Origin of the sequence: Enterobacter sp. 725m/11, from assembly GCF_011683705.1 — a bacterium.
GTDB lineage: Bacteria > Pseudomonadota > Gammaproteobacteria > Enterobacterales > Enterobacteriaceae > Enterobacter > Enterobacter bugandensis.
On record NZ_JAAQOK010000011.1, the window covers coordinates 1 to 14,670 of the forward strand.

Annotated in this window: 10 protein-coding genes and 2 pseudogenes; 8 read left to right on the plus strand and 4 right to left on the minus strand. The window is 40.9% G+C overall.

Annotated elements, in window-relative coordinates:
* Positions 1-754: 754 nt before the first annotated feature.
* Both HBA26_RS22780 and HBA26_RS23095 read right to left on the minus strand, forming a co-directional pair.
* A pseudogene (locus HBA26_RS22780) lies at positions 755-1,700 on the minus strand (IS3 family transposase).
* 81 nt (positions 1,701-1,781) lie between these two features.
* A pseudogene (locus HBA26_RS23095) lies at positions 1,782-2,000 on the minus strand (hypothetical protein); the annotation flags it as partial.
* Positions 2,001-2,095: 95 nt separating this feature from the next.
* Here HBA26_RS23095 and HBA26_RS06430 point away from each other — a divergent pair.
* The 4 genes from HBA26_RS06430 to HBA26_RS06450 all read left to right on the plus strand — a co-directional run bounded on the left by HBA26_RS06430 (position 2,096) and on the right by HBA26_RS06450 (position 6,884).
* Positions 2,096-4,012 (plus strand): recombinase family protein, encoded by a 1,917-nt coding sequence (locus tag HBA26_RS06430; RefSeq protein ID WP_090419475.1) that lies wholly within the window; start codon positions 2,096-2,098, stop codon positions 4,010-4,012.
* A 258-nt stretch (positions 4,013-4,270) separates the two neighbouring features.
* The gene (locus HBA26_RS06435; RefSeq protein ID WP_208298127.1) at positions 4,271-5,035 is read left to right on the plus strand and encodes a lysozyme inhibitor LprI family protein; all 765 of its coding nucleotides are present in this window, start codon (positions 4,271-4,273) and stop codon (positions 5,033-5,035) included.
* Positions 5,036-5,543: 508 nt separating this feature from the next.
* Positions 5,544-5,918: a hypothetical protein gene (locus HBA26_RS06445; protein WP_048224154.1), complete on the plus strand. Its 375-nt coding sequence runs from the start codon at positions 5,544-5,546 to the stop codon at positions 5,916-5,918.
* Between the two features lie 351 nt (positions 5,919-6,269).
* Entirely contained in the window at positions 6,270-6,884 is a 615-nt protein-coding gene (locus tag HBA26_RS06450) for a recombinase family protein (RefSeq protein WP_003846897.1), read from the plus strand.
* Positions 6,885-7,298: 414 nt separating this feature from the next.
* Here HBA26_RS06450 and HBA26_RS06455 read toward each other — a convergent pair whose 3' ends face one another.
* Both HBA26_RS06455 and HBA26_RS06460 read right to left on the minus strand, forming a co-directional pair.
* The gene (locus HBA26_RS06455) at positions 7,299-8,690 is read right to left on the minus strand and encodes an HNH endonuclease signature motif containing protein (RefSeq protein WP_166720824.1); all 1,392 of its coding nucleotides are present in this window, start codon (positions 8,688-8,690) and stop codon (positions 7,299-7,301) included.
* A gap of 223 nt (positions 8,691-8,913) precedes the next feature.
* A complete protein-coding gene (locus HBA26_RS06460) occupies positions 8,914-10,083 on the minus strand; it encodes a hypothetical protein (RefSeq protein WP_166720825.1) in 1,170 nt (389 codons plus the stop codon).
* Positions 10,084-11,197: 1,114 nt separating this feature from the next.
* Between HBA26_RS06460 and HBA26_RS06465 the strand changes: the two genes are divergently transcribed.
* Genes HBA26_RS06465 through HBA26_RS06480 form a run of 4 tightly spaced genes read left to right on the plus strand, consistent with a single transcriptional unit; the run spans position 11,198 to position 14,496 of the window.
* Positions 11,198-11,557: a hypothetical protein gene (locus HBA26_RS06465; protein WP_090419463.1), complete on the plus strand. Its 360-nt coding sequence runs from the start codon at positions 11,198-11,200 to the stop codon at positions 11,555-11,557.
* Positions 11,554-12,096, plus strand: a complete 543-nt coding sequence (locus HBA26_RS06470) for an ABC-three component system protein (RefSeq protein WP_072061320.1) — start codon at positions 11,554-11,556, stop codon at positions 12,094-12,096. Before HBA26_RS06465 ends, HBA26_RS06470 begins: the two co-directional genes overlap by 4 nt.
* Entirely contained in the window at positions 12,090-12,611 is a 522-nt protein-coding gene (locus tag HBA26_RS06475) for an ABC-three component system middle component 5 (RefSeq protein WP_048224162.1), read from the plus strand. Before HBA26_RS06470 ends, HBA26_RS06475 begins: the two co-directional genes overlap by 7 nt.
* Complete coding sequence (locus HBA26_RS06480; RefSeq protein ID WP_166720826.1) at positions 12,604-14,496, plus strand: ATP-binding protein; 1,893 nt, start codon at positions 12,604-12,606, stop codon at positions 14,494-14,496. The genes HBA26_RS06475 and HBA26_RS06480 overlap by 8 nt, the downstream gene beginning before the upstream one ends.
* The last annotated feature ends 174 nt before the right edge of the window (positions 14,497-14,670 follow it).

Here is a 14,670-nt window from a genome sequence, read left to right on the forward strand (position 1 = left end):
AGATGTGTATAAGAGACAGGCAGTATTTACACGGTTTGTGTTGGACTAGTAAATCCTGTATAGTTTTTATAAAATACCAGCAGATAAACTGCTGGTATTTATTATCTTTATTGATATAACTATAAACTTACTTCAGATAAGAATAATTAACCCTTGATTCGAGTACAATTTTTGTAACAGAATGCAATTTCTCTCTATATAGTTTATATCACCGACATGAATAATCTATGCTTAATATCATGGATATAAGCCATCATGTTAGTTTATACTTAAAAATTTTCCACCTGATATATCATCGACATTCGCGAGATACACTATCAATTCCTCTTGGACAAACATTAGACTCATCAAGAAGCTCAACAATAAGTGATTGAACCCCCTCTGTAGAACAACCAACTGATAGTGTACTTAATATAATTAAGCATACTCGAATGATCATAAAACCTTTACTTGTTAGCAACATGTTTGTTATAAATCATTATCCAAATATACTTTCTATTAATGATATGTCCTTTAAGCGACCTAACATTTCATTAATATGTTAGTACATTTTACACGCGAAGAAATGCAAAGACAATTGCTTAACATCAACAATTAGTATACATTTCTTAATAGGATAATGTATTTACATTTCTATACCTTTTAACATGATTGTCAGTAACGTTGCGGAATTTTCTATTAAAATTTGTTAATAGATCCTTTTTGTCCCATGCATTTTTGAGATCCCGACCAGATAATTTTTTTTGCAGTATTCCTACGTTATCATATCATTCAACAATTAATGCGGGCGTTCACGGCTATATTCTGACAACAATTTTTTCCGTCATTTCTCGTGCTTCATTCAGTGCTCTGTACAGATAATAATCGGGTTCTCCTGTATGGTATCTCCGGCTAAAATGCTCATAAAAGCAATCTACATCGATTTACCCGCCTGGTTAAAACTCCAGTTTCAGTATGTTTCATACACATTCGTCACTACCAGCAAAATACACTCCGGACCATTATCCATGCGCAACATAGACGGATAGCCGGACTTTACCGTAATCCTATCGGATCCCTAGACCACTCATGGAGCGGGTAAATAAGGCCAATTCAAATCGGCAACTCCTCCCGGTTACAATCTTGAACTACTTTAAACGTGCGACAACGGACTAAGGAATCATGCATAAAATCGATCGACCATCTTTGGTTTAGTGTTTCCGCAAGGACCAGTGGTGAGGGATTACACACCGATAACAGTGTTTTCCCTGTCGGTGATAATTCAGCTTCATCAGAGTATAAATAGGGCGGATTTTATTGAGATGCCACGGGTATCCCTGTCGTCGCAGAATCAAGTACAGCTAGCAAAAATCGTATTGTGGATATCATTCTACTACCGCCTGCAATGCAGCAATAACGGGTTCGTCACGTAAGATATCCGGACGGTAATCGTAAATCCCCTCAGCTTATTTTCATACAACTACTGGGCTGACGGATACTGAGTCCGGATGTCTTGGCTAGATGAATGACCAGCTCAGGCTTAAAGACTGGTAATCATCTGTTTAAGATGTCAGTTCTCGTCCTTAAGATCCCGTATCTTTAGTATCAGAAACGTCTATATCGCAATAATGAGGCTTCCTGTTGTAGCAGGTGTCTTCTGAAAGGTCTGCCTTCAGCCCTACACCTTTGGCATTTAGTCCAGCTTAAACCGACTTAATCATGGCGATGATCTGCTATTCAGTAAAACGGACTATACGCATGGCGATCTCCTTTGTTAGCTGATTGATTATGCCGGAGGCTCTCTAAATGTGAATGAAACTATTATGTGAGATGCTTACAGTTACAGGGCAAGTATCATTCTCAAGTTTGATTAGGTAGGTCATTGCATCTGTTCGATTCGTTGAACACATTCCCAGAGACGGTTGTAGACTACTGCAAACTTTGGGACGAAGGTTGGATCCAAAAATCTTACATAAATTATCTTTAGATAACTGAAAACACCTTACATTTGCAGGCTTGCCTAACATATAATTATTCACTGTTTAAAATTCACATTCCTGCTGTTAGCATCAGGTCTATCTGATCAATCAATACCATCCGAAGGGAATCACACTCAATGAAACCCAAGCTGTATTCGTACGTGCGTTTTTCATCTGTGAAACAACGGGAAGGTAACTCCCTGGAGCGTCAGCAAGATACCGCTCTAAAAATTGCGGCCCGTTATAATCTCGAACTTGATACAACGGCTTTCCACGATCTCGGCATGTCTGCGTTCAAAGGAAAAAATGCTCATGAAGGGAAGCTATCGGAGTTCATCAAGCAGATTGGGGCTAAGGTTCCCGTTGGCTCGTGGCTAGTCGTCGAAAATCTTGACCGCATTAGTCGTGATGATGCCTGGAGCGCTTTGGATATATTCAAGAACATACTTAGCAGGGGGATAGTCGTTGTTACTGGCATGGATGAAAAGGTCTATAAGTACGCGGACGTAAAGAATAATCCAACCGATTTAATCATTTCATTGTTGATGTTCACACGCGCCCACGACGAGTCGTTGACAAAAAAGAATCGAGTTGAAGCCCAGGCCCGTTCGTTGATACGACACAACCTGACAAGAGAATCGGGAACACCAGCAAAAGCAATAGAATCCGTCGGTCAGAATGTTTGGTGGGTAGATACAAAATCAGGATACGTTACTCCACATCCTCTATATTTTACCGCAGCTCAGAAGATTATCGAACTTAAACAAAACGGTGAAACTCTTCTTGGAATCCAACGATATCTTAACGAACATTACCCTGCCCCTAAAAAGAGGGTTTATAAAGACCAGACAGGTCAAGCGCTGACACCCAAAACTGAACAATGGGGTAAACATTTGATCAGGACATTTTTGAACCCCACTGTTCACGGACAAAAAACCTTTAAGCTGGATAAACGCGATGAATCAGGTGTCATCATATACGATTCCGAATCAGATGAACCGTTAAAAGAAACATTCATTATCCCTGATTACTACCCTGCTCTTATGTCGGAGGTGGACTACTTGACACTTTCGAAATTAGATCGACACCGCGCCATCACTCGTAATTCATCAAAATATCCAGCAGGTAACCCTGAACCAGAAATCCCGCTACTCTCAGGTATCGGTATTCTTTTTTGCGGAAAATGTGGTTCTTTCATGTTCAAATCTGGTTCAAGTGAAAACAAGTACCGTTATATATGTGGTTCAAAAATCGTTCAGGGTAAACCTTGCGGTAAAAAAGGTTTTACGTCATACCAGCTTGAGCACACTGTTTTGCAACTAATCGCTGATCACGTCTGGAACAACCACCAAGAAGATAAAACGGCTTGGTACGAATCTGAGATTGAAAAGGCATCTGAAGCTGTTAAAAAGCTGTTAAAGCTGGCAACTTTGACAGATGACCTCGAAGAATTGGCAGATCAGATTAATGCCAATAAACAGAAAAAAATAACGCTTGAGCGAGAATATCAACAGTACAAAATCAGCCGCTCAGAAATTCAAACAACTGGCTGGGATCAATTCCGAAATTTCGATGTTCATGACACTAAAAACCCTGATCGTAAGCGAATTAGGTTGAAGATAAAGCAAGCTATCAAACGTATTGATTGCTATGACATTGATGGGCGGTATGGTCATTTTGAAGTAACCTTCGCCGACGAGACAAAACAGAGAATCGTGATTAAGTTCAATCGAAACCGATCACCTGGTGTTTCGTATGTAGAAGCACAGACAGTTAATGATCATGACTTACTAAAAATGCAAGGGCTTGTGTTGCACTCCTTCATTGATGAACTGATTTCACCTGAAAAATTTGCACAGCATATTAAGGACAAGCATGAAGTCAGCATTCTAAACCCGACGTTTATAACCAAGCTGGAGGATGGTGTAAACCAAAGCGAAGGTAATGGATTGGCTATCAAGGTAGCTAGCACTACAAATAAATCGTATGCAACTGTCAACGGTAATAAATACGAGATTAACTCGCTGGAAGACTTAGAAAAACTTTTACAGTAAATCACTCTCCCCTTGCATACCTATCAAGGGGAAGCCTACCAACGCCCCCAATAGCCATGTCTCCGTTTCCGTTACATCAAAGCAATCTCGGAATTATACACACCCCAATCGATCGCTTTTATAGATCAATTTTACGTTATTGATAGATTTTATAGATCAATGTAAGATCATGATTCTTCGAGTAGTGTTTCTCACAAGCAAGACTCACGGGATGGTGATCTGCCCCCGATGGAGTGCAATAGAAAGAAGGTATCCAGAATGACTATCCTTATAAAAACTTTAAAAATCATGGCATCAGGCGTTGTTCTCATTTCAGCTATAACCGCCGCCTCCAGTACCGTCTATTTCTTGCCAGAAGCGAAATCAGCAGGTGTCGCCAGCAACGACAAAAACGCCCTGATGTTTCTCGGAATGGACAGGGATGTAAATCTGAAGGGAATATGCTTCGCGATAACAAAGCAATCATCCTCGATCGTGCCGCTGGTAGATATCACTGCTACAACTGATAACGGCAGATTCACGATGCACGGACTACGCCCAAAGAATAACGACGATACGAAGGAATTAGTCTGTTCACTTGGTTCAGAAGCTGGGGATTTCTTGACTGGCATTGCGAAGTCTACCATCGTCAACGTGAAACTAGATTTCAATGGCGAGATCCGCAATTACAGTTTCAACACTACAGAATTCAGAAAGATACTGACTGCCAATGGTCAAGGTGTGTGGGACAAAGCAGCTAAAGACTACGCTCAGGGAGTTCGCGCACCCATTTTCTATAATAACAACCGCGAAGCCATCAAAAACAATGCAGTAACCTCAAATGTCGATACACACAGTTATAAAGCAAGCGATGAGAAACTAAATTCGGTCTGGAAAAACCTTAGCCCTGAAACACGAAAACGCTTACTCCCTTCTCAAAGAGAATGGATAAAGAAAAAATCCGACTGCAATAACGAACAGAAATGCCTTGTTGACATGACAAACAATCGCATTCATGAACTGGAGTCTGAAAATGAGAAATAATGCACAGACTCTAGTTTTAAAAAATGATTGGGTACCTTCGTCTTCTGGTAATGCGTATATCGGAAAATACACGATCGGGCGATTTCACATGACAGAGTCGTTCATCATTGAGTATATGAAACTGATACATGGAATTGAAATACCTGATTCATGGGTCAGTAGCTGTTTCACTAACATATCAGATATTGATACTCGCAAGGTTATGTATATGGAAGGCTGCGATATTTTAACGATAGATACAATGAATAAAATCCGTAACGCAGTGAAGTCCCCGCCTGAAGATTTGAAAATATACTGCAATGGCACTCATGTAACAAAAATAGAACTCATGGAAGAATGAAACAAAATCACCTTACGAAGGTTGTATTAAAATTTCAGTCATCATTTTTGATATACCTTCTTGCATCCATCTCAAGTAGGCAGTTCAGAATCATTCAAAAAATTCAAAGCAATATAGATATTTTAACTTCCTAATAGTAGGAATGATAATTCAAAGAAGGATAATATAATGAAGAAGCTATTAGTAACTACCATTCTTTCAGTAGCATCATTATCAGCTAGTTCCTGGGCGATGTCACCAGGTCTCATGCTAACTGCAAAAGACCTGTCCAAAGTACCGGATGACTCTCTTTGCCAAAACGGTGGACCAAGCAGAGACCTTCTTCTAACTGTTGCATCAGCAGACGCCCGTCAGCATGATGGTACATATGACCAGTTATTCAAATTAGAACAAAATATTCTTGAAAAAATGGAGCATGTTATTGAGCGACGCTGCAAGAAATATACGAACGGTCGTTGGGAACGTGGCTACAAGCCTTACAATCAATACAAATTGAGGGAAGAAATAAACAAACCAAGCAAGAAACTCCCAATTGGCTATTAATTCCCTCTTGGCCTAATTGCACGCCAGAAGAGTAATATTGCGGATGCTCTTGATCCGCCATTCCCGGACAATTTTTGTATTTTAAGTTAACAACGCCCGCTGCCGCCGGAGTTCCCTCGGAGAGTGATATCTCAGCGCGTTGTGCGGGTGGTTTACTGCGTTAAGGCTAATCGGGTATCCCCTTCCTTTCAAAATTGTCGATGTTTTTCTCCATCTTGTAGGTCTCTTTAGGGTATACCTGATAAAGACCATGATACAAAGTCTCAATAGGGTTGAATTTGACTCTATTGACAACAAAAACACGCACTGTATCATATAGGTATCCATTTAACACTCAAAAGAGAATGCATGATGAATGTCCGTATTTACTGCCGTGCATCTACCGAAGGCCAGCATGCTGATCGTGCATTAGTTAGCCTGCGCGAATTTGCGCAAAGCAAAAACTGGCAAGTAGCCGGAGAATACATTGAAAATGCCAGTGGTGCGAAGCTGGAGCGTGTGGAACTGATGCATCTCCTTGAGGAAGCACAACCCGGCGATCTGCTTCTCATCGAATCGATTGACCGTCTCAGTCGTCTTCAACATGAAGAATGGGCTGAACTCAAAGCTACGCTGAACAGTAAAGGACTGGTTATTGTTTCGATGGATTTGCCAACAAGCTGGCAGATGGTTGAAATGTCCGGCAACGACCTTACCAGCGGCATTCTTCGGGCAGTCAATGCTATGCTGATCGATATCCTTGCGACAATGGCACGACAAGATTATGAAACCCGCCGTAAACGTCAGGCACAGGGGATCGAGAGAGCAAAACAGGCAGGTTTGTATACGGGAAAAGAGAAAGATATGGAAGCCCGTGAAGTGGTACGTGAAATGTTGGCACAGAACGTTAAACCAGCTCACATAATGAAAGCTGCTGATATCAGTCGTGCAACGTTCTACCGGATCAAAAAGGAATTGGTAATCTAGTTCAAAATAAGTGTATTAGCTCGAAGTGACAGTTACAGTAGACAAAGTACAATCAAATCTGACTGTCCGCTCTGAGCAAATAGCAGACTGTTACCATGTGCAATTGAATATTTTGCCACTAACATTACATCCCTATTGCGAACCCTGGATCTGATATCTTTAAAACAACAATATACTCCACTTTATAAATCGTAACTCAAGAGATTACTTTGCAGCCAGAACACTCAAGACTTTATCATCGTCCTGTAAGCGCATTAGATACCTCGCCCATTAACCATTAGAGTTTGTGCGTAACGCCCGCTTCTGGCCATATAGGAAGTACTAGGAAAGGGTGATTAGTGGCGGAAATTACACTGGTATCAACAGCGGCAGTTTTTTTATGCCCTGCTTCAAGGTAGCGCTGCATGGCGTATCTCAATTTGCGTCTCTCAGGTATTCACCCCAGCGAGCAGCCAGTTTGTCTTTGTTCAGGCGGTAATGCATTGGGGTGATCACACGGCCTTCATATTCCTCAAACTCAATGCCTGGTTTGAAATGAACAGTCATTGTCTCAGGATTAATTCCCATCTTGTTCGCGTCAAACAGGCGGTGCAGAGTAGGTGACAGCAGAATGCCGTTGCTCGCGCTGTAATCCCCTTTGGCCGCGCTTTCAATGTGAGCGGCATCCAGTACACCGCCCAGATGTTTACCGGAAACGGCACAACGGTAACCGAAGTTGTAGCAAAGCTCTGCTTTAAACTCAGTCTGGATTGCCGCATCGCGCTGACGCACCAGACGTTCGGAGGAGCCGCCTTTCAGCTCGCGGCCATCGCGCAGCGGGTTGACCGTAGTGATATCCTGCTCTCCCAGCTCGTCCATACCTTTCGGCGTTTCGATGCTGATATCCAGCGTCTGGCGGAGGTTTGGTAAGCGCGCTTCTTTAAATGGATCGTGAGATACCGGTAATGGTGCGGTCAACTCTACGGCGGCCGTTTCGTTAATAATCTTCGGCACGACAACAACTGAATCATTTGCTCCAGGTGCAGTAATTGCAGCAGCCAAGTACTGTGCGAGCAGTTGTTCTGCTGTGTAACCACTTTCATGGTGTTTATGTACGAACATCGCAAACTCGTGACGGCTTGCAACGGGAACCATCTTCATGGCCTTCTCAATACCCGTCAGTTTGCGCCTCATGGTGGCCTCTCTAGGCTTAGGCAGCGGAAGATCGTATCTTTTAATGGCAGCCGCTGGCGTGTCAGCCCCCTCTAACCGCTTCTCGTTTCCGCTAAAGCTGATAACTTCAGGCTTAGCTACTGGGTTCTGATGTAATACCGCTCCAAAGGTCAATTTCTTTTGAGGTGCGGATGACCGTGACACGTCGCGTGCAATCGTCCACGCATCCACTTTGCTGCTAGCGGGCTTTTTTTTCAGCAGATGAAGAGTTTTGGCTCTGAGTTTGCCCGGTTTCTGGCGGTTATCCACGGTAGCCGGTGTGGCTAGCGGCGGGACGCGCGATGCTACAATCTTTTCCGCACTGGCTCTGCTTTGCTGTTGATGTTCTTTGGCTCGAAGGCGTTTAACCTCTATAGTACGGCACTGGCCGACCAACGTATCTCGTTCCATATCGTACGTGATTTCAGCGACGTTTTTTCCGCGTGCCAGCTGGATGGTGATATTCTTCCAAATAGAAACGCCCAAGTACTGACTTTTCCCGATCTTGAGGTTGGCCATAACCTCATCGGCTTGCTTATGACGCTGTTCTTCCTGCTTGCGTGCTGCAATCTTCTCAGGTGTTATGTAGTTTTTCGCCTTGCGTTTCTTCGCCATTGTTGCCTCTTGCCCGATAGCCACCGGGGTGATTAGTTAAGGTATGTACTTTCACCTGAACTTATAGAAAACACAGGCCTCATTTTGCAGTTGATATGTTCCCCGTTACTCAACACAAACTGATATCAACAACATCTGCTCCTGGCACGGAGCGGACTGTCAGATTAAGTCCAGCCCTGGGCCACACCTATGTCAGGTCAAATCTGAGCTAATACAAATAAAGTTATCGTTTGACGGTCGCTGAAAGGATCTCATCCTGTGCCAGTAAAGTAATCACATCTCCGGCGATATCCGGCCTTATGCCAGGCGTTTTGGAAGTCGCATACACCGCAACCGATAATGGACTCCAATTGTGCTTCTCAGCAATACGTTTTACCTCCTCGATAACCTTAAAAGTATCGTTTACCAAAGCCAGTCCTAAACGAGCTGTATCCAGATAAACGCGCTGAACTGCGGAGATATACGCGAGCTTTTTAAGTTCTGCGGTAATAATACGCTGCGCTTCCACACCGATAGAGGAGCCCCCCTCAATGACCCCTGTCAATCCCACAAGCTTACCACCATCACTACGAGTAATGTCATCTTTGTCTATGTTGAGCGGAACTAAGGCATTCAACTCCACATCCTGCTGAAGTAACTCCAGCAGTTCGGGCAAAAGCCCAGTTTTGATGACACCTTTTAACGCGGCTGCTCTTTTAGCCAGGCTAACAGGGGACTGCCCCAACCGAGCCGACATTGAAATAAGGCAACTAGCGATTATGAAAATATCGTTTTCCCCGATTAGTGGGGCACACTCAGCACGAAAGGATTGTTCTTCACGAAGGAGAGGATTTGCTTTTTCAGGCCTCCTAATTTTTGATTTTGGCTGCTTCTTGCTATAGCCACGCAAAGCATCCTGTGCGCTTCGGGTTAGAATGCTGATACTTTTAATGAGCCCCTCATTATCCTTGAGGTTGGCAATCATTTGCTGCATATTCTCGAGCCTGCCAAGCATCTCGGGAACAGCTTTGCCCGCAGCGATCTTCTCGCTGATATCATTAAGACTTCTTAGAACACCAGTAACAAGCTGCGAGGATGCAGGAACCGAGGCATTCAGTTGATGGCTTTTTTTGATTTCTTTTTCCATCAACTGGATTACCTGCTTCCAGTCGGTTTGTACACCAGCTTTAAGGGTCCCAAGATTAAGAATAGCAGTTCGAAGACTTTCGCATTTATCTAACGGAATAGGTTCACCATTCTGTTTACCTGTTTTCAGCCAGTTAACTAAGGATACGAAGTCAGCTTTAGCCGTCGCAACAAGTCCATTGATAACACGCTGCCTCGCTTCAAGCGTAAAGTGATTCGTTTTCGGCACTGGCAGACGATCATTTTTGTGCGCTATTGGTCTCTTCATAACGGATATCTCAGCTTGGCTCCATCAACGATAAATCCCATCTGGGTTCCTCACAGCCCCCTATCTTCTTACATATCATGTTTTAAGATAGTGATACCCGCTGCACCTTCAAAATATTGTTATATTTTGATCGCACAGATGGTTGTTCAACTTCCGCTTCTGTCACAGGGCGGAAGTGTCAAAATGGGAGAGGATCTGTGCCAAAGCTGTGTCAGGCCAAATCAAATATTTTATCTTCGATTCTGACCGGACAATGAACATTGAACAAAACGTTCTAAGGGTTGCGAAAATCGTTTCAAACGCTGAAGTTATATCCTGAATGGCGAGCGAAGCGAGTTCCGTCAAGCGAAGCGAAGACGGATAGTTAATGCTGGTTAAAAAACATACGGAAATGTACTGTTTTCTCTATATATAAAATATAAATATTATAAACAGTACATCGTACACAGACACTCACTTCGTTCGTGTCCCTCGCTTCGCGAGGAATTTTGAAGTGATGTATGAATCTATCAGCATAGCAACTATAGTTGAACTATCATGCATCTGACCGAAGCATAAAGTTAACCAGTTACAAATCATGCCTTAAAACGCTCTGAGCGAGGCTGTAAGCGATTTTTATGATATGGCTGATACGATTTGATACCTTGCAAAGAAAAACGCTCTACGGGCTTCCTGTGCGATATTTACGAATCCAGTGCTTTACGACTCAACTTTGATGTTGAGTATAAGCGCGTTCCCTTCCCTGTTTGCAACTTCCTGCGTTCTTTTGCTAGGTAAGAAAGCCAGAATATCGGACCTGCGAGTGTTGTAGGATTAGCACGATGTACGACGTAATGATCGGGATAGTACTGCGTAGCTTTGGGCACGTTTACCATCATTGCTCTGTCTGTCCATTACTATAGTAAGCATTGACAATGCTGCTTGGGCGATGAGCAAAGTCTAAGACTATCAGATCGATTCCTATTTAGTATTCTATCTATCTTTCATTCGATAACCCATTGAAAAACATAAAATAACCTATAGCATATCTTGATTGATTTTTTATGGATTTTAGACTTAGTTAATGGTAAATTGTCAATACTTTCAATGTGCTAACTATAGTATAGGGAAATTTATGAGCGATTTTTGGAGTAAATCAATAAAAAAAGTTGGTCTTCCCGGGCTCGTACTTTACGTTTTTTATTTTGTTATTGATAAAATCTTCGACGAAAAAATAACAGATTTTTTAGGAATTAATAGGTTCTTCATTTTAATCCTAATCATTCTTGTTCTCTTGGCTATATTCTTCATTTATTCTACATTAAAAACAGCAAAAACCTATCCTACAGTTGAAAATGATGACACCCGTCCTCTAGATGCTACTAATAATGAGACCAAGGCAGAGCTGCCGTCATCAACACCTCCCCATGTGAAAATTCAGACCGTTGAATATAAAGATAATGCAAGACATGAGGGAGATAACAATTTCTCATGACTATATCTCAAGTTAAATATCAAGACGGCGCATCGCATGACGGCGACAACAATTTTTATACACTGTCGAGTTTAGAATCGACCATTGATCAGGTTAAAAAGTCTTGTTTAGGCCATGACGAATTAATATCCATAATGGAAGATTTAGCAGAGTATCTAGATGATTATCCAGGAAGAGAGATCATTGGACTGGAAGGTAAACTTTTACGCGGTGACAGATCTGACTTAGTGGAAAGAGCAACAAGGCTAAAAAATAAATTTGCTCGGAGAGTTGCTAAAGATCAAATGTCTCTGGTTGAACAAACAGTATACATTCAGATTCTTTCCGCCATTTGTTCGAGCTGGCATCAGTGTATTTATCCAGCAATAATGAGTGGTCAAAGTAAAGTAGAAATCGATAGACTAGTTAATATTGAAATAATTCAACCAGTGCATAAAGCTATTGTTCGTTACGATAGCTTGATTACTACTGAGTTGGTATCAGGAATGCTTTATTTTTTGACTGGCTTATGTCATGTATCGTGGGGGATTAAATGTTAATATATCACCCAATATTCGATACCAGCCATTGCGTCTATAGATCGTTGCTTTTATTAGAAGAGCAAAATGACTGTGAAATTGATATTGAACTATTCAGGCTAATGGACTTTTATGTACTTTTCCCTAGTCTTTTAAAACTCATAAAACCATTTCCGAATGAATTAAGACGTTATAAAAAAGCAATACAAAAGATAAGTGAACCTTACGAGAACATTCAGAATCCTAATCGGATTTTCATTGAACTAAGACGAATTCAATCTATCGCGTTCCATCATCTTTTGTCCAAGAATTTAATTGATATGGAAAGTTATACAAATGGAAAGATAAAAAGGACTAAAACTGTTTTACCTGAAGATTTAAAACATTCTTTGAGCGAAGTTTCTTACAGGAAGAGTGAATGGTTTGCCCTAATATCCAAAGGGTTCCAGCAAATTGAATTTTACGGCTCCAACGGACTAAAAAAAAGAACAGGTCTTATGGAATATAGATATGACGAGGTAGATACAAATGATTAAGCCTCATTTGATTGTTGAAAGATTCGCTGTATCCAGGAACGGCATTTTTGTGTATGACCAAGAATTCCACAAAGGCGTTAATATAATAAGAGGTTGGAATGGGACGGGCAAATCAACGATTGTAGATTTATTGTCTTATGCTTTAGGTTCAGTTATAACTGACTGGACTCAACATCAATCATATTGTGATAAAGTATTTGCTCAAGTTTCACTCAACGGAATTAGGATCACATTAAAAAGAGATATTGTTGAAAACGGACTGTCAAAGATGTACTTGCATGAAGGTACTATTGACTCATCCATCAAACTCAATTCTCACTGGACAGGTTATCCTTATCGCAGAAGTGATACATTACATAGCTTTTCTCAGCAGCTTTTTGAGCTTTTGAGTCTTCCAAGACATAAAACTGATGATGACCGAAATTTAACTCTCCATCAGATAATGCGATTGATGTACGTTGACCAATTATCAGCAACAACCAAGCTTTTAAAAGAAGAGAAGAACTTTGATAATCCTAACTTAAGAAGAGCTATTGGTGAATACCTTCTTGGCATTGATGACTTAGAAGCTCACAACTTAAGACAAGAACAGTTATCAGAAACAAAACGTTTCGAAAAATTCAATTCAGAAGCAAATTCAATATTTAAGATAATTGGCGGAGATGATGTAAAAGTAAGTGAACATTCATTAAATCAGCGCATTGAAAAATACTCACTTGAACTTGATAAACTTAATGAAGAGATGCAAACGTTGCTTTCTGGTGGAAACACGGATGATAGCAGCGAAGACAAATCCGTTTTAGCAAAATTACAAAATGAAAATCTTGAGTTGATATCTTTCCGATTCAAAATACAGGAAGAAATTATTTCTTTATCAAAAGAAATGAGCGACACGAAACTTTTCTTAATTTCACTAGAATCAAGGAAAGATGCACTATTACATTCTAAGTCCGTTAATAATTCACTTGGTAGTATTGAATTCAAATATTGCCCCTCATGTTTAAATCATATTGAGATAAGCACCGATTTAGAAAGCTGTGGATTATGCAAAAGTAAAAATAGCAAAAACTCGTCTGATGATGCTTATGTCAAACAACTCAACAACCTGAACTTTCAAATAAAAGAAAGCAGTCAAGTTATTGCAAGTCTTGAAAGTGAGATCAGAGACCTTAATGTTAATCTAGAAAAGACAAGCTTAAAAATAAATGAGCTATCTCGTAGCCTTAAGACTTTCTCATTGATTCCATCCGAAAAAGAAAGCTTGATTATTGAAATTGGAAAAAGCATCGGATTTATTGAGGGAGCCATTCTTTCTCTTGAAGAAAACAGAGGTGGCATTTCTAAAATAAATGCTCTCTTACTGGAGAAGCAACAAGCCCAAAAAAGAATTTTGGAAATTAAAGATAAACTTGCTTCATTAGACAAACTTCAAGCAGAAAGACAAGTGGCTGTATACTCCGATATAGAGCAAATAACCAAAAGACTGTTAATATCAGATGGTGGCAACGAGCCTGCATTCGATAACCCTGGCGATGTTATTATTGACTTTGCTCGAGACAGAATGTATTTGGACGGCATGAGTAAATTTTCCGCTAGTTCAATGGTTATTTTCAAAAACAGTATTCGGCTTGCTATCTTCCTCCACTGCGTTGACGATCCAGAGTCACGCCTACCTAATTTCATTATTATGGATAATATTGAAGATAAAGGAATGGTTGATGCACGAAGCCATAATTTCCAACACGTTATAATTAATGAATGCCAAAATTTACATGATGAGTATCAGTTAATATTTACAACATCCATGATATCTCCAGAGTTAAACGACACTTCATATTGTGTTGGCCCTTATTATCCTAAAGGCACTCACACACTTAATCTATAAATACATGTAAACCCGGAAATATTTCTCTCATAAAGCAATTTTCCGGGTTTCATCTATCTTTGTAGCAGATTCTAGAGCGCGTAATTAGTTTGTTACCGAATCTATACCAAGAGTGCTCCATACCCCCTCAAAAAAGCCTTGAATACCACTACGGAGAACTTTTAGGTGAAAACC